This window comes from Streptomyces sp. NPDC025793 (assembly GCF_055558375.1).
Window position 1 is genome coordinate 70,001 of the sequence record NZ_JBVHMR010000017.1, and the last position, 21,352, is coordinate 91,352.

Sequence of the window (21,352 nt, forward strand, 5' to 3'; positions counted from 1 at the left end):
CCATCGGAGCATCGGGCTCCCGATCCCCCGAGGGGAACAGAACAAGCGTGACCAAGCGTCGTGACGGGGGTGCGGGGGCGTCCCCCGCAAGACACTGCGTACTGATGACCGCGCTCATCGCGCTGGTCGTGGCCATATCCGCCGCCATCTACCTCACCGCGGGCGCCGACGACGGCACCGCGCGCGGCACCCTCGCCGACGACCGCCCGCACCACGACTCCTCCGCCGCCCCCGCCTCGACCGGCACTTGGGTGGGCTCCTGGGCCACCGCACCGGTCGGCGGCGAACCCGGCACCGAGACCCAGGGCCTGGCGGGCCACTCGGTGCGCAACGTGGTGCACGCCGACACCGGCGGCACCAGCGCCCGGATCACGCTGTCCAACCTGTACGGCCAGTCGCCGCTGACCCTCACCCACGCCTCCGTCGCGCTGTCCGCCGGGAACGGCACCGCCGCGGCCGACCCCGCGTCGATGCGCCGCCTCACCTTCAACGGCGCCACCGGCGTCGTCGTACCCCCCGGCGACCAGATCACCAGCGACGCCGTCCGGCTCGCCGTCCCGCACGACAGCGACGTCCTCGTCACCACCTACTCCCCCACCCCCTCCGGCCCGGTCACCTACCACCCGCACGCCCGGCAGATCTCCTACGTCGCCACCGGCGACCGCACCGAGGACGCGACCGGCACGCCGTACACCGCACAGACGCCGTACTGGCGCTACGTCACCGCGCTGGACGTGCTCAGCAACGAGGCCGACGGCACCGTCGTCGCCTTCGGCGACTCCATCACCGACGGCATCACCTCCACCACCGACGCCGACCACCGCTGGCCCGACCTCCTCTCGGACCGGCTGCGCACGGCACTGGAGAGCGGAGGCCGGCTGCCGCGCTACGGCATCGTGAACGAGGGCATCAGCGCCAACCAGGTCCTCGCGAGCGGCCTCGGCCGGCCCGCCGAGAACCAGAGCGGCCTCGACCGCTTCGGCCGCGACGCGCTCTCCCGCCCGAACACCAAGGTCGTCGTCATCGACCTGGGCGTCAACGACATCCTGCGCAACCCCGGCCTCGCCGACCCCGACCGCATCGTCGCCGGCCTGCGCACGCTCGCCGCACAGGCCCACGCCCACGGCCTGAAGGTCGTGGGCGCCACCCTGATGCCCTTCCAAGGCCACCGCGGCTACACCCGGGCACGCGAGGCCGTCCGGCAGCAGATCAACGCACAGATCCGCACCGGCACGGTGTACGACGCGGTCGTCGACTTCGACAAGGCCCTGCGCGACCCGTACGACCCCCGCCGCCTGCGCCCCGACTACGACTCCGGCGACCATCTCCACCCCAGCGACCGCGGCTTCGCCCGCATGGCCGAGGTGTTCGACCTGCGCAGCCTGGAGGGCGGCGGGCAGACGGAGCTGTAGGGGAGGAATACTGGCGCGCATGACCCGCCTGATCCTCGCCACCCGTAACACCGGAAAGATCACCGAGCTGAGGGCCATCCTCACCGAAGCCGGACTGCCCCACGAACTCGTCGGCGCGGACGCCTACCCCGAGGTGCCCGACGTCAAGGAGACCGGCGTCACCTTCGCCGAGAACGCCCTCCTCAAGGCCCACGCCCTGGCGCGGGCCACCGGCCTGCCGGCCGTCGCCGACGACTCGGGCCTGTGCGTCGACGTCCTCAACGGCGCCCCCGGCATCTTCTCCGCCCGCTGGGCGGGCAAACACGGCGACGACCTGGCCAACCTGGAACTGCTGCTGGCCCAGCTCGCCGACATCGACGAGGAACACCGGGGCGCGCACTTCGCCTGCGCGGCGGCGCTGGCGTTGCCGGACGGGAGGGAGCGCGTGGTCGAGGGACAGCTGCGGGGTGTGCTCCGGCACGCCCCCGCCGGCACGAACGGCTTCGGCTACGACCCGATCCTCCAGCCGGACGGCGAGACGCGGACCTGCGCCGAGCTGAGCGCGGAGGAGAAGAACGCGATCAGCCACCGGGGGAAGGCGTTCCGGGCGTTGGTGCCGGTGGTGCGGGAGTTGTTGGGCTGAGCATGGAAGAGGGGCCGCCCGGACGGACGGCCCCTCACCTGTGCGGCCGGTGGGACTCGAACCCACACGGGATTTCTCCCACTGCGATCTAAACGCAGCTCGGCTGCCAGTTACGACACGGCCGCGCGCACGGCCATGGTACCGGTCATGTGGTGCTCGCATCAGGGGTACGTCGTCGGCCCCCTCTGCACCACGTGCTGGTGATCGCGTGACAGTTGGGACACAGCAACCGCAGGTTCTCGCGCCGGTTGTCACGCCAGTCCCCGTTGATGTGGTCGACCTCCAGTGTCATGGGTCTACCCCGCCACTCGGGGCCGACCCCGCACCTGGCGCACTGCTCAGGTACGCCCACTTCACTGAGCGCACGGCGGAGGCGTCTAGTCGCGATCCGGTGTCCGCCGTCGTGCCGCACCAGAACGTCTTCCTGCCGCTTGGCGTTCGTAGCCGGCTTCCCTCGCTGATGTGCTTGGCCGAGAAAATGCACCGTGGACAGGCCTTCCTCGGCAACCCGCTGACGGAGCCACGCGCGCTGCGTTCCAGTGTCCGGGCGCCCAAGGCGGCGTAGCGTCTCTGCGATCGAGACCGACGCGGCAACCGCCACGCGCAACTCCTCGGGCTCGGGTCGGCCAGCATTACCGGAGTCGGTTCTCATACGGCACCACCCTGCGCACGGCGCTTCCCGCGTCCCCGGTAATTGTCCGTGACCGAATGGCAGTTGGGGCAGAGGAACCGAAGGTTCTCGCGCCGGTTGTCACGCCAGTTGCCGTCGATGTGATCGACCTCCAGCGGGAGCCGTTCACCGAGCCAAACCGGCTTGATACCGCACAGGCCACAGCACTCCTCCATGCCCAACTCGGTCATCGCCCTCTTGAGTCGCTGACTCGGGATGCGCGGAGCATGCGCCGACGCGTCCTCGACGAGGATCTCCTCGGCCGTCCGGCGGCGCTGATTGTGCCGCATCCGCTCGGTTCGGGCCACGGGCGTGAAATGCGAGGTGTCGAGGCCATAGGCCTTGATGCGCCGAGAGATGTTCGTGTGGTGCCCGCCGACCACCTCAAGTCCGAGCCGCCGCAGCACCTCGTTCACGCTCGTCGACGCCGCGACAATAGGCTCAAGAATGTCCCGGGTCCACTTGGCCCCCTCCCGCTCGAAGTGAGAGACGTCCACCCCAAGCTTCTTCATCCGCTCGTACACGTAGCGCCGCTTCCAGCCCTTCTGATCCACCCCCAGCCTCTCCAACGCCTCCGACAACGTCCGTGCCCCGCGAGCCGCCTCTTCCAGACGCTCCCTGGTGTACGCACTGGCCCCCATGCGAGCCCCCCTCCTTTCCGGCCACGCGTTCGCAGCCCGCACGGATCAACGAACCGCTTATCGGACAGTCACGCCCGGAAGCCGGGAAAGAGAAAGCGGCCCGCTTCGGGTCTCCCCGGTGCGGGCCGCCGGCCGTAGGAACGGGCCCTCAGATGCCCAGGTCCTTGATGATCTTGGCCACGTGGCCGGTGGCGCGGACGTTGTAGAGGGCTCGTTCGACCTTGCCGTGCTCGTCCACGACGATTGTGGAGCGGATGACGCCCATGTAGGTCTTGCCGTAGTTCTTCTTCTCGCCGAAGGCGCCGTAGGCGTCGAGGACCTTCTTGTCCGGGTCGGCGAGGAGGGTGACCTTCAGGGACTCCTTCTCGCGGAACTTCGCGAGCTTCTCCGGCTGGTCGGGGCTGATGCCGATGACGTCGTAGCCGGCGGAGGCGAGGACCTCCAGGTTGTCCGTGAAGTCGCAGGCCTGCTTGGTGCAGCCCGGGGTCAGGGCGGCGGGGTAGAAGTAGACGATGACCTTGCGGCCCTCGTAGGAGGACAGGGAGACCTCGTTGCCGTCGGCATCCGGGAGGGTGAAGGCGGGGGCCACGTCCCCCGGCTGGAGTCGCTCGCTCATCGGGCCAGGGTAACCGGGGGGCCTTGCGGTGCGGCGGGAGGAGAAGCTGACAGACTGTCCGGGACAGCATCAGATGACTTCGGAGGCCGTACGGTGGCGGACACGTCGGACACCAGAACCCCGGCGCAGATCGAGGCGGACATCAAGCGCCGCCGCGAAGTGCTGGCCGAGACGCTCGACGAGATCGGCGTGCGGGTCCATCCGCAGACGATCATCGGGGACGCGAAGGCCAAGGCCGCCGCCCATCTCGACCACACCGTCGGGCGGGCGTATGTGCAGGTCAATCGGGTGGTCAGTGACGTGCGGGCGCAGTTCGTGGACGACGAGGGCGCGCCCCGGCTGGAGCGGATCGTGCCGGTCGCGCTGCTCGCCGTCGGTGTCGTCGGGCTGTTCGCCGTCGGCCGCAGGCGGCGCAAGGGCTGACCCGGAAGCGGACGGGCGGGGCGAAGGCAGGTAGGTTCGAGGCGTGAGCGCCAACAGAAACGAGAGCACCCCTCAGCACGACAAGCTGCCCATCCGGATGCTGCACGACCGGGTTCTGGTCAAGCAGGACGCCGGCGAGGGCGAGCGGCGGTCGGGAGGCGGCATTCTGATTCCCGCCACGGCGGCGGTCGGCCGGCGGCTGGCCTGGGCCGACGTCGTCGCGGTCGGGCAGAACGTACGGACCGTGGAGCCCGGCGACCGGGTCCTGTACGACCCGGAGGACCGGGCCGAGGTCGAGGTGCGGGGTGTGGCGTACGTGCTCATGCGCGAGCGTGATCTGCACGCCGTGGCCGCGGACCGGTTCGAGGGGTCCGAGGACTCGACCGGCCTGTACCTGTAGTCCCGCTGCTCAAGGGGGCTGGTGACGGTTGTCACCAGCCCCTTTTGCGTGGGCTTTGCTATGTTCGAGAGCGAGCCCGACGAGACGCGCCGTACCGGGATGCAGGCAAAGACGACGCACCCCGACCGCATGAAGTCTCGGAGGTGCTCCTCATGGCCTGGGTTCTGCTTGTCGTCGCCGGTCTGCTCGAAGTCGGCTGGTCGATCGGGATGAAGTACAGCGAGGGATTCACGCGGCTGGTCCCGAGTGTGCTCACGGGCGCCGGGATCGTCGCGAGCATGGTGCTGCTGTCGTACGCCGCCAAGTCCCTGCCCATCGGTACCGCCTACGGCGTGTGGGTGGGCATCGGGGCGGCCGGGGCGGCGGTGCTCGGCATGGTGGTGCTGGGTGAGCCGGTCACCGCCGCCCGGATCTTCTTCGTCTGTCTCCTGCTGGTCGCCGTCGTCGGGCTGAAGGCGACCAGCGGTCACTGAGACGTCAGGCTGCTGCTGTTGTCACCGCGTCATGTGCCGGGGCCGCCGCCCGCGCCGGCGGTGGTCGTGCCCGTCGTGCCGCCGCCGGGTGTGCCGCCGCCTCCGAGGGTGCCGCCGCTGGGACTGGCGGTCGTGCCGCCGGTCGTGTCGGTGCCCGTGGTCCCGCCGCCGGTCGTCGTGTTCCCGCCGGTGGTGGCTCCCGTCGTGCCGGTGCCGCCGCCGGTCGTGGTGGCGCCCGTCGTACCGGTGCCGCCGCCGGTGGTGGTCGTGCCGCCGGTGGTCGGGGTGCCCGTGGTGCCTCCGGTGGTCGGGCTCGCGGTCGTACCGCCGGTGGTCGGGGTGCTGGTGCTGGTGCCGCCGGTGTTCTGGCCGCCGGTCGTGCCCGGCGTGGCCGAGGTGCCGGTGCTGGGCTCCTGCGGCTGGTCGGCGCCCGAGGCCAGCTGGAGGTCGAAGTCGGAGGCCGGGGTGCCCTGGAGCGCGGCCTGCGTGTACTGCGTCCAGATCTGGGTCGGCGCACCGCCGCCGTTGATGCGCGGCAGGCCGAGGGCGCCGTACAGCGACTTGTGCTGGGCGGTCACCGGGTCCTGGCCCATGACGGCGACGACCGTGGCCAGGTCGGGGGTGTAGCCCGCGAACCAGGCGGCGGTGTCGCTCTCGGCGGTGCCGGTCTTGCCGGCCGTCGGACGGCCCGCGGCCTGCGCGGCCGAGGCGGTGCCGTTCTCGACCACGCTCTGGAGCATCGCCGTGGTGGTGTCGGCGGCCTCCCGGCTGACGGCCTGCTTGACCGTCGGGTCGGGCAGCTTGATCTCGGCTGTGCCGCCGTCCCTGGTGAGCTTCTTCACCAGGGAGTACTGGCCGTGCTTGCCGTGGTTGGCGAGCGTCGCGTAGCCCTCCGCCATGTCCAGGACGCTGGCGGTGGCGGTGCCGAGGGCGATCGACGGGTACGGCTGGAGGTCCGGGGTGCCGGAGGGGATGCCGAGGTCGATCGCGGTCTGCTTGACCTTGGACGGGCCGACGTCGACCGCCATCTGCGCGTACACCGCGTTCACGGACAGGTCCGTGGCCTTGGTGACCGTGATCTGGCCGTACGACTTCTGGTCCTCGTTCTGCGGGGCGTAGGCGCCGCCGCTCCAGCCCTGCACGGGCCGCTCGTTGGTGCCGTCGTACATCGTGTTCGGCGTGATCTGGCGGCCGTCCTGCGTGGTCGAGCCGTTCTGCACCGCGGAGGTGAACACGAACGGCTTGAACGTCGAGCCGACCTGGAAGTCACCGCGGGTCGCGCCGTTGGTGTACTGCTTCACGTAGTCGATGCCGCCGTACATCGCGACGACCTCGCCCGTCTTGGGGTCGACGGAGGCGCCGCCGGCCCGGACGTAGTTGTCGACCTTGTTGTTCTTCTTGTCCAGCTTGGCGACCAGTTGGTCGTTCACCGCCTTGACGAAGGCGTCCTGCCGGCCCTTCTGGATGGTGGTGGTGATGCGGTAGCCGCCGGTCGCGAGCTGGTCGTCGGTGAGGATGTTGTTGGTGGTCAGGTAGTGCTTGACCGCCTCGACGAGGTAGCCGCGCTGGCCGGACATGCCCGTGGAGACCGTCTGCTCCTTCGGCATCGGGAACGTCATCCCGGCGCGCTTGGAGGCGCTGAGCCAGCCCTTCTTGACCATGCCGTCCAGGACGTAGTTCCAGCGGGCGACGGCCGCGGCCTTGTTCTCGGGGTGGGCCACGACGTCGTACTCGCTGGGCGCGTTGACGAGCGCGGCGAGGTAGGCGGCGCGGGCCGGGTCGAGGTTCTGGGCGTCGACGCCGTAGTAGGCCTGGGCGGCGGACTGGATGCCGTAGGCGTTGCGGCCGAAGTAGCTGGTGTTGAGGTAGCCCTCCAGGATCTCGTTCTTGGACTTCTGCCGGTCCAGCTTGATCGCGATGAAGAACTCCTTGGCCTTACGGGTGACCGTCTGTTCCTGGGCCAGGTAGTAGTTCTTCACGTACTGCTGGGTGATCGTCGAGCCGGACTGCGTGCCCTTGCCGGTCGCGGTGTTCCAGGCGGCGCGCAGCATCGCCTTGGGGTCGACGGCCGACTCGATGTAGAAGTCGCGGTCCTCGGCGGCCAGTACGGCGTGCTGGGCGTCCTTGGAGACCTGGGCGAGGTTGACGTTCTCGCGGTTGATCTGTCCGTCGCGGGCGAGCTGGGAGCCGTCGGCGTAGAGGTAGACGTTGCTCTGCTTGGTCGCGAGGGCGTTGGCGGGCGGGATGTTGACCATCGAGTAGCCGAGGAAGAACAGGCCGATGATCAGCAGCACGCCGAAGAGGAAGGTGCCGAGCACCATGCGCCAGGTGGGGATGATCCGCCGCCACCCGGTCCGCTTGGGCCGCTTCTTCTTGCCCTTGCCGCCCTTGCCTCCGCCGTCGCCGGGACCGCCGGGTCCGCCGGGTCCGCCGGGCGCACCGGCGGGGCCGTCGGCTGCGGCGAGCAGGGCGGTGGCGTCCTCGGAGGAAGAGGGACTGGCGGGGGCGGCGGGGGTGGTACGGCCGGTTCGGGGGCGTCGGGTGCCCGCGCCTGCCGCGGGGCCCGCGGCACCCGCGGCACCCGCCTGGCCGGCGGCGTTCGCGGCACCCGCGCCGGCGGCCGCGGCCGTGCTGGCGGCGCCGAGCGCTCCGGCCGTCCGGGCGGCGCGGGACGCGGTGCCCGGGTTCGTGCCGGTGCCGCCGGGATCACCGGTGACACCGGGCTCACCCGAGCGGGGTGCGCCGACCCGGCGCAGGACCTGGGTGGTCTCGGGCGTCCGCGGCTCACCGGGGCCCTGACCTGCCCCGGCCGACGCGTTCGACGCGTCCTCCCGGGGTCCCCGGGGCGCGCCGACGCGCCGCAGCACCTGCGTGCTCTCGGGAGACCGGGGCTTCTCGGCACCGGAGCCACCGCCACTGCCACCGCCCGCCGCACCGGATGCCGGAGCCGCGTCGTCGGGGCCGGTGGAGGTCGTCGCGGAGGTCGTCGCGTCGGACTCCGTGCGTCCCCCGCGCGCCGCCTGGCGGGCGCGGGCCATCGAGGCGGTGCGGTCCTGGGCCGAGCGGGCCTCGGACGCCGTCGGTTCACCCGTTTGGCCGACTCCGCCCCGCTCGCCCTGCGCTGCCTGCTCGCCCCGCTCGGCCCGCTCGGCCCGCTCGGCCCGCGCCGAGTCTCCCTGCTTCGTCCGTGCGGACTCCTCCGGCTCGGTCGAAGGAGCAGGCGTGGGCGTGGGTGTGGCCGAAGCCGGTTCCCTCGTCTCCGCCCCCTCGTCGGCCTTCTCGTCCCGGGCCGGACCGGAGGGCTTTTCGGCCTCCCCTGTCGCAGCCGGCAGCGGCTTTTCCGGCGCCACGCCTTCCTTCGGTTCCTGCGGCTGTGGCTCGTCGCTCATGTCGTGCACGGACTCCTGTTTCGTCGTACGTCGTTTCCGTACGCCTCGTACGCCTTCTACGCCCCCGGAGTGAAGACTCTCGCACCTGGCGTTCCGTTCCCGGATTCCGGCACGGTTCGGGCACGAAAATGCGTGGCCGGCCGCCGGGTCTCCGGACTAGGCTCCTGCGCTTCGGTGTCGAGCGGTCCCGGGAGGTGGACTGGCGTGGGCGCGGGACGGTTGTACGTGGCCGTCGCAGCGGGGGGATTCAGACGGTACGCGACGTATCGGGCGGCCACTGCGGCAGGGGTGTTCACGAACACGGTCTTCGGACTGATCCTCGTGTACACGTACCGCGCCCTGTGGGACGCGAAGCCGCACCTCGGGGGGTATGACGAGGCGCAGGTCGTGACCTACGTCTGGCTCGGGCAGGCCTTCCTGTCGACGCTCGCCATCGGGGGCGGGGGCGTCGAGGAGGAGCTGATGGATCGTATCCGTACGGGGGACGTGGCGATCGATCTCTACCGGCCCGCCGACCTCCAGCTGTGGTGGCTCGCCGCCGATCTGGGCCGGGCCTTCTTCCAGCTGCTGGGGCGGGGCGTGATCCCGTTCGTCTTCGGGGCGCTGTGCTTTCCGGCGTACCTGCCCACGGACGCCGGCACCTGGCTGGCGTTCCTCGTCGCCGTCGTGCTGGCGATGGTGGTCGGCTTCGGGATCCGCTACCTGGTGGCGCTGAGCGCGTTCTGGCTGCTGGACGGCACGGGCGTGAGCCAGATGATGTGGCTGGCGGGCTACTTCTGCAGCGGGATGCTGCTGCCGCTGAACGTCTTCCCGGGCGCGCTCGGCGAGGTCGTGAGGGCGCTGCCGTGGTCGTCGCTGCTGCAGGGTCCGGCGGACGTGCTGCTGGGGCACGCGGATCCGCTGCGGACGTATCTGTTCCAGGGGGCGTGGGCGGCGGTGCTGCTGGGGCTGGGCCGGCTGTTGCAGTCGGCGGCGACGCGGCGGGTGGTGGTCCAGGGTGGGTGAGCGCGGCCGGGTGCTCGCGGGGGTGCGGGCGTACGGGATGATCGCCGGGATGTGGGTGCGGTCCACGATGGCCTACCGGGCGTCGTTCGCCATGACCACGTTCGGGAACTTCGCGGCGACCTTCTTCGACTTCGTCGCGATCATGCTGATGTTCTCGCGGGTGCACGCGCTCGGCGGGTACACGCTGGCGGAGGTGGCGTTCCTGTACGGGCTGTCGGCCGTGTCCTTCGGGCTGGCGGATCTGGTGATCGGCTCGATGGACCGGCTGGGGCGGCGGGTGCGGGACGGCACGCTGGACACGCTGCTGGTGCGGCCGGTGCCGGTGCTGGCGCAGGTGGCCGCCGACCGGTTCGCGCTGCGGCGGCTCGGCCGGGTGGTGCAGGGCTCGCTGGTGCTGGGCTGGGCGCTGACCCGGGTGGGGATCGACTGGACGCCGCTGAAGCTGCTGCTGATGCCGGTGACGGTGGCGAGCGGTTTCGCGATCTTCTGCGCGGTGTTCGTGGCGGGGGCGGCGTTCCAGTTCGTGGCGCAGGACGCCTCCGAGGTGCAGAACGCCTTCACGTACGGCGGGACGACGCTGCTGCAGTATCCGCCGACGGTGTTCGCGAAGGAGCTGGTGCGCGGGGTGACGTTCGTGCTGCCGCTGGCCTTCGTCAACTGGCTGCCCGCGACGTACGTGCTGGGGCGGCCGTATCCGCTGGACCTGCCCGGGTGGGTGGCGTTCACGCCTCCACTGGTCGCGGCGGGCTGCTGTGCGCTGGCGGGGCTGGCGTGGCGGGCGGGACTTCGTTCGTACCGGAGCACAGGGAGCTAGCACGTGCCGGACAGTGACTTCATCATGCTCGAAGACGTCGAGAAGGTCTTCGAGGTGCGCAAGCGGACCGGGTTCATGAAGCGGGAGCGGCGCGAGGTGCGGGCGGTGGACTCGCTGTCGTTCTCCGTGGCGCGCGGCGAGATGGTCGGCTACATCGGGCCGAACGGTGCCGGGAAGTCGACCACGATCAAGATGCTGACCGGCATCCTGACGCCGAGCGGCGGCCGGCTGCGGGTGGCGGGCATCGATCCGTCCCGGGAGCGGACGCGGCTCGCGCGGCGGATCGGTGTGGTGTTCGGGCAGCGTACGACGCTGTGGTGGGACCTGCCGCTGATCGACTCGTACCGGCTGGCGCACCGCATGTACCGCATCCCCGAGGCCCGTTACCGGGAGAACCTCGACCGTTGCGTCGAACTCCTGGAACTGGGCGACCTGTTGGACGTGCCGGTGCGGCAGCTGTCGCTGGGCCAGCGGATGCGCGGGGACATCGCGGCGGCGCTGCTGCACGATCCCGAGGTGCTGTACCTGGACGAACCGACGATCGGCCTGGACGTCGTGTCGAAGGCCAAGGTACGGGGATTTCTGCGGGAGTTGAACGCCGAGCGCGGCACGACGGTGCTGCTGACCACCCATGACCTTCAGGACATCGAGCAGTTGTGCTCCCGGGTGATGGTGATCGACCACGGCCGGCTGATGTACGACGGCCCGCTCGCGGGGCTGCACGAGGCCGGGGAGAGCGAGCGGACGCTGGTGGTGGACCTGGAGCGGGAGTTGCCGCCGGTGGAGGTGCCCGGGGCGCGGGTGGTGCGGGTCGAGGGGCCCCGGCAGTCGCTGGCGTTCCCGGCGGGGCAGTCGGCGGCGCCGCTCGTGGCGCATCTGGCGGCGCGGTATCCGCTGGTGGACCTGTCGGTGCGGGAGCCGGACATCGAAGCCGTCATCGCCAAGATGTACGCGGAGAAGGCCGTCTCGTAGGCTGCTGTCATGACCGACGACGCGGCCTGGGACCACCGGGCCCCTGCTCCCGCCCCCGACCTGCGGGCCTCCGACGCCGACCGTGAGCGGGTGGCCGAGGTGCTGCGGGACGCGCTGGCCGAGGGCCGGCTCGACATGGCGGAGTTCGAGGAGCGGTTGGAGGCGGCCTACCGGGCGCGCACCTACGGCGAGCTGACCCCGCTCACCCGCGATCTGCCGACGGCCGCTGCGGCGTCGCCCGCGCCGGTGTCGTTCACCAAGGCGCCTGCGGAGAGCGGGGGTTGGGCGTCCCGGATCGTCGGCGGCGAGGGGTCCTCGGCGGGCGGGGTGGCGGTCCTGTCGGGGTTCGAGCGCAAGGGCCGCTGGACGGTGCCGAAGCGGTTCAACTGCTTCGCGTTCATGGGCGGCGGCGAGATCGATCTGCGCGAGGCGAACTTCGCGGACCGCGAGGTCGAGATCAACTGTGTGGCGATCATGGGTGGCGTGCAGGTCGTCGTGCCGCCGGGGGTCGAGGTCGTGGTCCGGGGCATCGGCGTCATGGGCGGTTTCGAGCACCCCCGTGACGACGACCCGCCGGAGCCGGGCGCGCCGCGGGTGGTCATCGGGGGCTTCGCCTTCTGGGGCGGGGTCGGCGTGGAGCGCAAGGTGACCCGGGCGGAACGGCTCCGCCTCAAGGAGCAGCGGCGGCAGGAGCGGGTGGAGCGGCGCGAGGCGCGGCGCGAGTTGCAGCGGGAGCGGCGGGAGGAACGCCGGGACCGGGGGTACTGAGCGGCGTCGGCGGGTGCGGGTGCGTTGTGGTTGTTCGCGCCCGCGCGGCAGAGCCGCATGTCGATACGGCCCCGCGCCCCTGGGGCCTGTCGTCACCTTCCCGTCGTCCGCCCGAAGGGCGGGCCGCGCGGCGTCTGCTGCACGGCGGAGGAGGGAGTCGACGCGTGAGGCCCCTCCCGCCCGAGCGAAGCCGAGCGCGGGGGAGTCGGCGACCGACGACAACGCCGCTGGGGGTGCCCCTCCGGGGGAGCGCGTGCCAGACGCCGCACGGACGGGAATTCGACGACAGGCCCTAGGTCACTTGGTGCACACCTTGGTCAATTCACCCGCCGCGTCCGTCACCGGGCTCACGTCCGGAGTGCGGTCACCGTTCTTGATGGCCGTGCGGACGTTGTCCACCGCCTTCTTCACGTCGTCCACCGCCTTGTTGACGTCCGCGTGGTCGGTCTTGTCGCCGATCTTGTCGAGGTTCTTCTCGATGGAGTTCAGCGAGTCGTCGGCCTGGGTCGGGTCGTTCGCCGCGTTCTCCACGGCCTGTTGCAGGCCGGTGACGCTGTCCGCGATGGAGTCGGCGGTGTGCACGCAGTCGAGGGCCTTGCCGACGCTGTCGCATCCGGTGGTCAGGCCGGCGGTGAGCGCGACGGTCGCCGCGACGACGGCGACGGCGGTGAGACGGCGGCGTCGGCTGACGGCCATGGTGGTGGTCCCCTCCCCTGGTTGGGCTGCTGTACCCGAAGGACGCCGGGAAGGGGTGCGCGGGTTGCCCCCGCGCACCCCTTCTGTTGGTCCGCGCTTTACTTCCCGAGCGTGGCGTCCAGGGTGGCGCGCTGGATCCGGGCCAGTTCGTCGCAGCCGCTGACGGCGAGGTCGAGCAGGGCGTTCAGTTCGTCGCGGGCGAAGGGCTCGGCCTCGGCGGTGCCCTGGACCTCGACGAAGCGGCCGTCGCCGGTGCAGACGACGTTCATGTCGGTCTCGGCGCGCACGTCCTCCTCGTAGCAGAGGTCGAGGAGGGGGACGCCGCCGACGATGCCGACCGAGACGGCGGAGACCGTGCCGGTGAGCGGCTGGCGGCCGGCCTTGATCAGCTTCTTGCCCTGGGCCCAGGCGACGGCGTCGGCGAGGGCGACGTACGCGCCGGTGATCGCGGCCGTGCGGGTGCCGCCGTCGGCCTGGAGGACGTCGCAGTCGAGGACGATGGTGTTCTCGCCGAGCGCCTTGTAGTCGATGACGGCGCGCAGGGAGCGGCCGATGAGGCGGGAGATCTCGTGGGTACGGCCGCCGATCTTGCCCTTGACGGACTCGCGGTCGCCGCGGGTGTTGGTGGCGCGGGGCAGCATGGCGTACTCCGCGGTGACCCAGCCCTCGCCGCTGCCCTTGCGCCAGCGCGGGACGCCCTCGGTCACGGAGGCGGTGCAGAACACCTTGGTGTCGCCGAAGGAGACGAGGACGGAGCCCTCGGCGTGCTTGCTCCACCCGCGCTGGATGGTGACCGGGCGGAGCTGTTCGGGGGTACGGCCGTCGATGCGAGACATGGCGACGAGCCTAGCCGCACACGGGGAAGGGGCTCCTCCCGCGTCGGGAAGAGCCCCTTACAGGTGAACCGGCGCGGTTCACATCATGTCTTCGATCTCCGCGGCGATCGGGTCGGCGTCGGTGCCGATGACGACCTGGATGGCGGTGCCCATCTTGACGACGCCGTGGGCGCCGGCGGCCTTCAGGGCGGCCTCGTCGACCTTGGCGGCGTCGTGCACCTCGGTGCGCAGCCGGGTGATGCAGCCCTCGATCTCGTCGATGTTGTCGATACCGCCGAGGCCGGCGACGATCTTCTCAGCCTTGCTGGCCATTTGGTCTCCTCACGCACAGTTGGCCCAACTTCGCGAGCGATTGCGCCGTGCGTACCGAAGGATGACGTCACAGCAAACTCAATCGTCCACGACTGGTCTACACCACAGGACAGGCGGTCGCCAACCGATGACCACAGAGGCCGAGGTGAGCCCCGCCCGCGCCCGCTGGAACCGTGCCTTCCAGGGCCTGCAGAAGATGGGCCGCAGCCTCCAGCTGCCGATCGCGGTGCTGCCCGCGGCGGGCATCCTCAACCGCCTCGGCCAGCCGGACGTGTTCGGCAAGGACGGACTGGGCTGGACGAACGTGTCCAAGGTGATGACGGGCGCGGGCGGTGCCCTGCTCGACGGCTCGCTCGGCCTGCCGCTGCTGTTCTGCGTGGGCGTGGCCATCGGCATGGCGAAGAAGGCGGACGGCTCGACGGCGCTCGCGGCGGTGGCCGGGTTCCTCGTCTACTACGGCGTGCTGCACCAGTTCCCCGAGTCCTGTCCGGGCGGCTCGAAGGCGGTCCCGCAGGTCGGCTGTCAGGTCAGCACCGGTGCGGGCGTGGGGTCGGTGACGCCCTACACCTTCCAGAACCCGGGTGTCTTCGGCGGCATCGTGATGGGTCTGCTGGCCGCGTTCTTCTGGGCGCGGTTCCACCGCACGAAGCTGGTGGACTGGCTGGGCTTCTTCAACGGCCGCCGGCTGGTGCCGATCCTGATGGCGTTCGTCGCGATCGTGTTCGCGGCGCTGTGCCTGTGGATCTGGCCGCCGATCGGCAGCGGGCTGGAGAGCTTCAGCCACTGGCTGCGGGACGCGGGCGCCTGGGGCGCGGGCGTCTTCGGGCTGGCGAACCGCGCGCTGCTGGTGGTCGGCCTGCACCAGTTCCTGAACGTGCCCATCTGGTTCCAGTTCGGCAGCTTCACCAAGCCGGACGGCACGGTGGTGCACGGCGACATCAACATGTTCCTGGCCGGCGACCCGCACGCGGGGCAGTTCACCTCGGGCTTCTTCCCGATCATGATGTTCGCGCTGCCGGCCGCCGCGCTCGCCATCACGCACTGCGCGCGGCCGAGCCGTCGCAAGGAGGTCGGCGGTCTCATGCTCTCGGTGGCGCTGACGTCGTTCGTGACGGGCATCACCGAGCCCATCGAGTACTCCTTCCTCTTCATCGCGCCCCTGCTGTACGCCGTCCACGCCGTGCTCACCGGCGTGTCGATGGCGGTGACGTGGGGGCTCGGGGTGCACGACGGCTTCAGCTTCTCGGCGGGCCTGATCGACTACGTGATCAACTGGAACCTGGCGACGAGACCGTGGGCGATCGTTCCGATCGGTCTGTGCTTCGCGGCGGTCTATTACGTCGTCTTCCGGTTCGCGATCACGAGGTTCGACCTGAAGACCCCCGGCCGGGAGCCCGAGGAAGAGGTCGAGGACATCACCAAGGCCTGAGCCGGGCCCGGTCCCCTTTAGCACACCGGCACACCGCGTAGCGTTCTGGTAGCGGATTTCGTGGTTCCTTATCCCACCTTCATCGTGCTACAACAGGTCTACACCACTGAGTGGTGTAGACCACCACCGATGGAGGAACCCACCATGAGCACCGCCACCGCCACGGCGGCTCCCGCGAAGAAGCGGGGATCCGGCCTGTTCCAGGGCCTGCAGAAGGTCGGCCGCAGTCTCCAGCTGCCGATCGCCGTACTGCCGGCGGCGGGCATTCTGCTGCGTCTGGGGCAGCAGGACGTCCATGACAAGCTGCACCTGCCCGACAAGGTCACGGCGGTGTTCGCCACGGCCGGTGGTGCGATCTTCGACAACCTTCCGATGCTGTTCTGCATCGGTGTCGCGATCGGCTTCGCCAAGAAGTCCGACGGCTCGACGGCGCTCGCCGCCCTGGTCGGTTTCCTGGTCTACAGCAACGTGCTGAAGGCGTTCCCGCTGACCCAGCAGCACATCGAGAGCGGCAAGATAGTCGAGGCCACCTACAACAACCCGGGTGTGCTCGGCGGCATCCTGATGGGTCTGTTCGCCGCCGTGCTGTGGCAGCGCTACCACCGCAAGAAGCTGGTGGACTGGCTCGGCTTCTTCAACGGCCGCCGGCTGGTGCCGATCATCATGGCCTTCGTCGGCACGCTCATGGGTGTCTTCTTCGGTCTGGTCTGGAAGCCCATCGGTGAGGGCATCTCCAACGCCGGTGAGTGGATCACCGGTCTCGGCGCGCTGGGCGCGGGACTGTTCGGTCTGGTCAACCGTGCGCTGATCCCGGTCGGCATGCACCAGTTCGTGAACACCGTCTCCTGGTTCCAGATCGGCGACTACAAGAACTCCGCCGGTCAGATCGTCCACGGTGACCTCAACCGCTTCTTCGCCGGTGACCCGCACGCCGGTATGTTCATGTCGGGCTTCTTCCCGATCATGATGTTCGGTCTGCCGGCCGCCGCGCTCGCCATCGCGCACTCCGCCCGCCCCGAGCGCCGCAAGGCCGTGCTGGGCATGATGATCTCCCTCGCGCTGACGTCCTTCGTCACCGGTGTCACCGAGCCCATCGAGTTCTCCTTCATGTTCATCGCCCCGATGCTGTACGCGATCCACGCGGTGCTGACGGCCCTGTCCATGGCGATCACCTGGGCGCTCGGCGTGCACGCGGGCTTCACCTTCTCCGCGGGCTTCATCGACTACGCGCTCAACTGGAACCTCGCGACCAAGCCCTGGCTGATCATCCCGATCGGCCTGGTGTTCGCGGCGATCTACTACGTGGTCTTCCGCTTCGCGATCACCAGGTTCAACCTCCCCACCCCGGGCCGCGAGCCCGATGAAGAGGTCGAGGACCTGACGAAGGCATAGCACTCCACGCGAAGGCCCCGGAACCCGTTCGGTTCCGGGGCCTTTCTCGTACGTGGTCTCAGATCTCGTACGTCGCCCGGGGCGCGGCCAGGTCCACCGGCCCGCCGAACACCGCGCGCGCGTCACGGAGGTTGGCCTCCGGGTCGGTCCACGGCGGGATGTGGGTGAGGACCAGGCGCCGGGCGCCGGCGCGCGCGGCCGACTCACCCGCCTCGCGGCCGTTGAGGTGGAGGTCGGGGATCTCTTCCTTGCCATGCGTGAACGCGGCCTCGCACAGGAACAGGTCGGTGTCCCGGGCCAGCTCGTCCAGGGCCTCGGTGACACCCGTGTCCCCGGAGTACGTCAGGGACTTCCCGGCGTGCTCGACGCGGATGCCGTACGCCTCGACGGGGTGGCGGACCAGGTCGGTGTGGACCGTGAAGGGGCCGATCTCGAACGTGGAGGGCTTGACCGTGTGGAAGTCGAAGACCTCGCTCATCGAGGAGGCGGAAGGGGTGTCGGCGTACGCCGTGGTGAGGCGGTGCTCGGTGCCTTCGGGGCCGTAGACCGGGATGGGGTCGCAGCGGCCGCCGTCGTGGCGGTAGTACCGCGCGACGAAGTACGCGAGCATGTCGATGCAGTGGTCGGCGTGCAGATGGCTGAGGAAGATCGCGTCGAGGTCGTAGAGACCGCAGTGGCGCTGCAGCTCGCCCAGGGCGCCGTTGCCCATGTCGAGAAGCAGCCGGAAGCCGTCGGCCTCGACGAGGTAGCTCGAACAGGCCGATTCCGCGGACGGGAACGACCCCGAGCAGCCGACGACGGTGAGCTTCATGAAGCAGAAACCTCCGTTGGCGGTGAAGATCAGAACAGCAAGATCAAATGGGCGGGAAAACGGGGGTCGTGCGGTTTGTCGAGCGTAAGGCGCGAAAGCGCGGGTCGCTCCTCCGCAAAGGGCCGTTGTGGGCGAACTCACCTGCGCTGTCACCGGTTCGGCTGGAAAGGGGGCGCAGAAGAAACGCCAAGGGCGCGCGATCCGCAGCGCGCGCCGGTAACGTCGTCGTATGGACACGTCCTGGTGGCTGGCGCTCGCGGCGGTGGTACTGCTCGCGCTGGTCGCCACGCTCGTCGACGGCTGGGGCCGTGGCCGCCGGCCCGGCGGTCGGCGGCTGCGGCCGCCGGGGCGCGCCGGTACGCGCGCGCGTGACGGACGGCCCGTCCCGGGGGACATCTGGTGGGCGGACGTTCCCTACGAGGACCGGACAGAATCAAAGGGGGGCGCTAGCGCGTCGGACAGGGCGGTGGCGGGCGACGGGAGGGCGAAGGACCGGCCGTGTCTGGTGCTGGCGGTGCGCGGGAACCGGGCAACGGTCGCGAAGATCACCAGCAAGTACCACGACGAGCGGTCCGGGGTGATCCCGCTGCCCCCGGGCGCGGTCGGCGACGCCCGGGGCAGGCCCAGCTTCCTGGAGACCGACGAACTGCGCGAAGTGCCGGTCGGCGACTTCCGGCGCCGGGTGGGTGTGGTGGACCCGGTGCTGTGGGACCAGGTCCGGCATCTGGCGGGCTGAGCGCCCCTACTTCACGGTCACCGTGACCGCCCACTCCTGGATGCCCATGCACGACACCCCGCCGGGCTTCGTCGGCTGCGCGCACAGCGGGCGGGACGTGGTCAGCTTCTCGGTGCCGGCCGTCACGGCGTGGTAGGCGGCCGTGGCCTGGCCCGGCCGGATGACGAAGCCGGTGTTGACCGCCTTCAGGGCGGTGCCGCTCGCCTGGACCGGCTTCCAGGGGCGGGACTTGGTGCCCTCCAGGGTCAGCCGGACCTCGCCGCCCTTGGCCACGCAGACCGTGCGGCCGGCGTCGGTCGCCTTCAGCTCGACGGTGGAGGCACAGCCGCCGACCGGTGCCGAGGGCGAGACCGTGCCCGCAGTTCCGGTGTCCGTGCCCTTGCCGCCCTTGCCTCCCTGGTCGCTCGTGCCGCTCTTGGAGCCGCATCCGGCGAGCAGCAGCACCGCGGCCGCGAGGGCTGCGAGGGACGTCGCGCTACGACGCATGGGTTTCGCCTTTCTGCCGTGGCCGTGGGGAGTCGGCCGCCTGGTGCAGATGAGACGTACCGGCACGACGAACGGATCCCGCACGCGGAATATTTCCTTCCGCGTGCGGGATCACGGGTGGTCCGGGTGGTTCAGGCGGTGCGGATCAGCTGGTCGTCACGGCCGTGTCGTCGATGACGAAGCTGGTCTGGAGGGAGGAGTCCTCGACACCGTTGAACTTCAGGGTGACCGTCTGGCCCGCGAACGAGGACAGGTCGAAGGTCTTCTGCGCGTAACCCGAGTTGGCGTTGAGGTTCGAGTAGCTCGCCAGGGTCGTCGAACCGGCGCTCACCGTCAGCTTGTCGTACGCGGTGCTGCCGGTCTCGGCGGTGTCGATGTGCAGGTAGAAGGTGAAGCTCGCCTTGCAGCCGGCCGGGATGGTCACCGACTGGGACAGGGTGTCGGTGTGGCTGGAGCCGTAGCCGTCGAGCCAGGCCTTGTACGAGCCGCTGTGGGCCGCCTCACCGGTGTCGTTGGTGATGACGCCGCTGGTCGCGGTCCAGCCGGTGCTGCCCGACTCGAAGCCCGGGTTCGCCACCAGCTGGGAGGAGGTGCAGCCGCCGCCGGAGGTGCCGACGGTCCAGGTGAAGGAGGTCGAGCCGGTCGCGCCGGTGGAGTCGGTCGCGGTGACGGTGACCTGGTAGGTGCCCGCGGTGGACGCCGTGCCGGAGATCAGGCCGGTGGAGCTGCCGATCGACAGGCCGGTCGGCAGGCCGGAGGCGCTGTAGGTCAGGGAGGCGCTGCCGCTGTCGGAGGCCTTGATCTGCAGGCTGACCGAGCTGCCCGTGGTGGTGGACTGGCTGCCCGGGTTGGTGACGGTCACCGTGTTGCCGCCGCTGCTGCCGCCGGAGGTGAAGGCGGCGGTGCCGTTCGGGGTGCCCCAGCCGGTCGGGCCGTCGTAGCCGGTGCCCGCGGTGCAGAAGTACGACGGAGAGCAGGAGCCGTTGTTGCCGCTCGTCACGTCGTACAGGTTGCTCGTGTGCTGGTACGGGTACTTCGCCGGGTAGTCGCTCGCGCCCGGGGTGCCCGCGAGGGCGTAGACACTCGCGATGATCGGCGAGGAGGCGCTGGTGCCGCCGTAGACCGCCCAGCCGGAGCCGCCGAAGGTGTCGTAGACCGCCACGCCGGTGGCCGGGTCGGCGACCGCGGAGACGTCGGCCTCCATGCGCTTGGAGCAGCCGGTGTCGGTCTGCCAGCTCGGCTTCGGGTCGTACGCCGAGCAGCCGGAGCCGGTGCCCTCGGTGCTGGAGGTGTTCCAGACGGACTCGGTCCAGCCGCGGGAGTTGGAGGCGGTGGAGAGCGCGGTGCCACCGACGGCGGTCACGTACTGGGAGGTCGCCGGGTACTCGGCGCCGTAGGCGGAGTCGCCCGCGGAGACGGTGATCGCGACGCCCGGGTGCTTGAAGTACTGGGAGTCCTCGCTGGTCTGGGCGGAGGACTCGGAGCCGCCCCAGCTGTTGGAGACGAACTTGGCGCCGAGCGCGACGGCCTCGTTCTCGGCGGTGCCGAGGTCGGAGTCGGTGGCGGAGTTGGCCTCGACCAGGACGATGCTGCAGTTCGGGCAGACCGCGCTGACCATGTCGATGTCGAGCATCTCTTCACCGGCCCAGCCGGTGTCGTTGGTCGGCAGCGAGGTGGTGGAACCGGTCTGGCTGACCTGCTTGAAGCAGCCGTTGGCCTTGGTGCAGGCGGACAGGCCGTAGGTGGAGCGGTAAGTGGCCAGGTCCGACTCGGCGTTGGGGTCGTTGTAGGCGTCGACGATGCCGACGGTCATGCCCGAACCGGCCGACGTCGGCAGGTTGTAGGCGCTGTGCAGGTTGGCCGGCGAGAGGCCGGAGGGGGTGGCGGCGGCGAGCGCCGCGGCGAGCCGCTGCTTGACGTCGGTGCGGCGCTGCGCGAAGCAGGACGCCTCGCCGGGCTTGGCGGTGGCGCACAGGTGCTGGGTCGGCACCTTCTGGCCGGCCTTGCCGGTCGAGTGGAACGCCTGCCGCTTCGGGTCGGTCAGGGCCTTGCTGTTCTGCGTCACCTTGGAGGTGTGGGGCGCGGGAGCGGTGGCCGCCTGGGCCGCCCCTGCCGTGGGTGCCGCGGTGAGTCCGGCGACGGTGAGGGCGAGGGCGGGGAAGGCGACGGCGACGAGTCTTCGCAGACTGCGTCTCCGGCTGCTCGGGCGTGACTCACGCATGGGGTGCTGCCTCCGGTTGAAGTGGGGATTTCACTGGATTGGCAGGCCCGTGACGCGCGTAGCGGCGGTGCCGCGCAGTCATGAGCATGACACTCGCAGTCACCTGCCATGGCGCCGAGTGAGCGTGACATGACAGGGTGCGCCGAGGAACGTAGCTCCGGCGGGGTCGGGACCGGCAGTACCGGGGGGATTTCTTTGCCTCGCCATAGGAATGGCTTAGCCCCCTCA

General features: G+C 70.4%; 22 protein-coding genes, 1 tRNA gene and 1 riboswitch. Of the genes, 12 read left to right on the plus strand and 11 right to left on the minus strand.

The window, feature by feature from the left end; genetic code table 11:
• Nucleotides 1-104 precede the first annotated feature (104 nt).
• On the plus strand, nt 105-1,412 hold the full coding sequence (locus tag ACZ4MF_RS28885; protein WP_467494798.1) for an SGNH/GDSL hydrolase family protein: 1,308 nt from the start codon (nt 105-107) through the stop codon (nt 1,410-1,412).
• A 19-nt stretch (nt 1,413-1,431) separates the two neighbouring features.
• A complete protein-coding gene (gene rdgB, locus ACZ4MF_RS28890) occupies nt 1,432-2,034 on the plus strand; it encodes an RdgB/HAM1 family non-canonical purine NTP pyrophosphatase (protein WP_467494799.1) in 603 nt (200 codons plus the stop codon).
• Nucleotides 2,035-2,075: 41 nt separating this feature from the next.
• Here the strand turns inward: rdgB and ACZ4MF_RS28895 are convergent.
• The 4 genes from ACZ4MF_RS28895 to bcp form a co-directional block, all read right to left on the minus strand.
• Nucleotides 2,076-2,159 (minus strand) — tRNA-Leu (locus tag ACZ4MF_RS28895).
• Nucleotides 2,160-2,179: 20 nt separating this feature from the next.
• Nucleotides 2,180-2,686: an HNH endonuclease signature motif containing protein gene (locus ACZ4MF_RS28900; RefSeq protein WP_467494800.1), complete on the minus strand. Its 507-nt coding sequence runs from the start codon at nt 2,684-2,686 to the stop codon at nt 2,180-2,182.
• Nucleotides 2,683-3,345, minus strand: a complete 663-nt coding sequence (locus ACZ4MF_RS28905; protein ID WP_467494801.1) for an HNH endonuclease signature motif containing protein — start codon at nt 3,343-3,345, stop codon at nt 2,683-2,685. Before ACZ4MF_RS28905 ends, ACZ4MF_RS28900 begins: the two co-directional genes overlap by 4 nt.
• A 148-nt stretch (nt 3,346-3,493) precedes the next feature.
• On the minus strand, nt 3,494-3,961 hold the full coding sequence (gene bcp, locus ACZ4MF_RS28910) for a thioredoxin-dependent thiol peroxidase (RefSeq protein WP_356034160.1): 468 nt from the start codon (nt 3,959-3,961) through the stop codon (nt 3,494-3,496).
• A 93-nt stretch (nt 3,962-4,054) separates the two neighbouring features.
• On the opposite strand from bcp, the gene ACZ4MF_RS28915 reads away from it, so the two are divergent.
• The 3 genes from ACZ4MF_RS28915 to sugE all read left to right on the plus strand — a co-directional run bounded on the left by ACZ4MF_RS28915 (nt 4,055) and on the right by sugE (nt 5,257).
• A complete protein-coding gene (locus ACZ4MF_RS28915) occupies nt 4,055-4,384 on the plus strand; it encodes a DUF3618 domain-containing protein (protein WP_356034157.1) in 330 nt (109 codons plus the stop codon).
• 97 nt (nt 4,385-4,481) lie between these two features.
• On the plus strand, nt 4,482-4,784 hold the full coding sequence (locus ACZ4MF_RS28920; RefSeq protein ID WP_107304396.1) for a GroES family chaperonin: 303 nt from the start codon (nt 4,482-4,484) through the stop codon (nt 4,782-4,784).
• 52 nt (nt 4,785-4,836) lie between these two features.
• Nucleotides 4,837-4,905, plus strand: a riboswitch (guanidine-III (ykkC-III) riboswitch).
• Nucleotides 4,906-4,936: 31 nt separating this feature from the next.
• Complete coding sequence (sugE, locus tag ACZ4MF_RS28925; protein ID WP_353754266.1) at nt 4,937-5,257, plus strand: quaternary ammonium compound efflux SMR transporter SugE; 321 nt, start codon at nt 4,937-4,939, stop codon at nt 5,255-5,257.
• Nucleotides 5,258-5,286: 29 nt separating this feature from the next.
• Here sugE and ACZ4MF_RS28930 read toward each other — a convergent pair whose 3' ends face one another.
• Nucleotides 5,287-8,124, minus strand: a complete 2,838-nt coding sequence (locus ACZ4MF_RS28930) for a transglycosylase domain-containing protein (protein WP_467494897.1) — start codon at nt 8,122-8,124, stop codon at nt 5,287-5,289.
• A gap of 726 nt (nt 8,125-8,850) precedes the next feature.
• Here ACZ4MF_RS28930 and ACZ4MF_RS28935 point away from each other — a divergent pair.
• Genes ACZ4MF_RS28935 through ACZ4MF_RS28950 form a run of 4 tightly spaced genes read left to right on the plus strand, consistent with a single transcriptional unit; the run spans nt 8,851 to nt 12,205 of the window.
• Entirely contained in the window at nt 8,851-9,651 is an 801-nt protein-coding gene (locus tag ACZ4MF_RS28935; protein ID WP_356034151.1) for an ABC transporter permease, read from the plus strand.
• Between the two features lie 37 nt (nt 9,652-9,688).
• Nucleotides 9,689-10,465, plus strand: a complete 777-nt coding sequence (locus tag ACZ4MF_RS28940; protein ID WP_467494898.1) for an ABC transporter permease — start codon at nt 9,689-9,691, stop codon at nt 10,463-10,465.
• A gap of 24 nt (nt 10,466-10,489) precedes the next feature.
• Entirely contained in the window at nt 10,490-11,437 is a 948-nt protein-coding gene (locus ACZ4MF_RS28945; RefSeq protein WP_356034273.1) for an ABC transporter ATP-binding protein, read from the plus strand.
• A 9-nt stretch (nt 11,438-11,446) separates the two neighbouring features.
• The gene (locus ACZ4MF_RS28950; protein WP_467494802.1) at nt 11,447-12,205 is read left to right on the plus strand and encodes a DUF1707 SHOCT-like domain-containing protein; all 759 of its coding nucleotides are present in this window, start codon (nt 11,447-11,449) and stop codon (nt 12,203-12,205) included.
• Nucleotides 12,206-12,502: 297 nt separating this feature from the next.
• Here ACZ4MF_RS28950 and ACZ4MF_RS28955 read toward each other — a convergent pair whose 3' ends face one another.
• From ACZ4MF_RS28955 to ACZ4MF_RS28965, 3 genes are all read right to left on the minus strand, one after another.
• Nucleotides 12,503-12,901, minus strand: coding sequence for a hypothetical protein (locus tag ACZ4MF_RS28955; RefSeq protein WP_467494803.1), 399 nt, complete (start codon nt 12,899-12,901; stop codon nt 12,503-12,505).
• 98 nt (nt 12,902-12,999) lie between these two features.
• On the minus strand, nt 13,000-13,737 hold the full coding sequence (rph, locus tag ACZ4MF_RS28960; RefSeq protein ID WP_467494804.1) for a ribonuclease PH: 738 nt from the start codon (nt 13,735-13,737) through the stop codon (nt 13,000-13,002).
• 78 nt (nt 13,738-13,815) lie between these two features.
• Nucleotides 13,816-14,049 (minus strand): PTS sugar transporter subunit IIB, encoded by a 234-nt coding sequence (locus tag ACZ4MF_RS28965; RefSeq protein WP_356034141.1) that lies wholly within the window; start codon nt 14,047-14,049, stop codon nt 13,816-13,818.
• 127 nt (nt 14,050-14,176) lie between these two features.
• Between ACZ4MF_RS28965 and ACZ4MF_RS28970 the strand changes: the two genes are divergently transcribed.
• Together ACZ4MF_RS28970 and ACZ4MF_RS28975 are read left to right on the plus strand one after the other, a co-directional pair.
• Nucleotides 14,177-15,478: a PTS transporter subunit EIIC gene (locus ACZ4MF_RS28970; RefSeq protein WP_467494805.1), complete on the plus strand. Its 1,302-nt coding sequence runs from the start codon at nt 14,177-14,179 to the stop codon at nt 15,476-15,478.
• A 144-nt stretch (nt 15,479-15,622) separates the two neighbouring features.
• A complete protein-coding gene (locus ACZ4MF_RS28975) occupies nt 15,623-16,870 on the plus strand; it encodes a PTS transporter subunit EIIC (RefSeq protein ID WP_467494806.1) in 1,248 nt (415 codons plus the stop codon).
• 58 nt (nt 16,871-16,928) lie between these two features.
• On the opposite strand, the gene ACZ4MF_RS28980 is transcribed toward ACZ4MF_RS28975, so the two are convergent.
• Nucleotides 16,929-17,681, minus strand: a complete 753-nt coding sequence (locus ACZ4MF_RS28980; protein ID WP_467494807.1) for an MBL fold metallo-hydrolase — start codon at nt 17,679-17,681, stop codon at nt 16,929-16,931.
• A gap of 229 nt (nt 17,682-17,910) precedes the next feature.
• Here ACZ4MF_RS28980 and ACZ4MF_RS28985 point away from each other — a divergent pair, with 229 nt between their 5' ends.
• Nucleotides 17,911-18,417 (plus strand): type II toxin-antitoxin system PemK/MazF family toxin, encoded by a 507-nt coding sequence (locus ACZ4MF_RS28985; RefSeq protein WP_467494808.1) that lies wholly within the window; start codon nt 17,911-17,913, stop codon nt 18,415-18,417.
• Nucleotides 18,418-18,423: 6 nt separating this feature from the next.
• On the opposite strand, the gene ACZ4MF_RS28990 is transcribed toward ACZ4MF_RS28985, so the two are convergent.
• Together ACZ4MF_RS28990 and ACZ4MF_RS28995 are read right to left on the minus strand one after the other, a co-directional pair.
• Nucleotides 18,424-18,903, minus strand: coding sequence for a hypothetical protein (locus tag ACZ4MF_RS28990; RefSeq protein WP_467494809.1), 480 nt, complete (start codon nt 18,901-18,903; stop codon nt 18,424-18,426).
• A gap of 145 nt (nt 18,904-19,048) precedes the next feature.
• A complete protein-coding gene (locus ACZ4MF_RS28995) occupies nt 19,049-21,124 on the minus strand; it encodes a putative Ig domain-containing protein (protein WP_467494810.1) in 2,076 nt (691 codons plus the stop codon).
• Nucleotides 21,125-21,352: the final 228 nt, after the last annotated feature.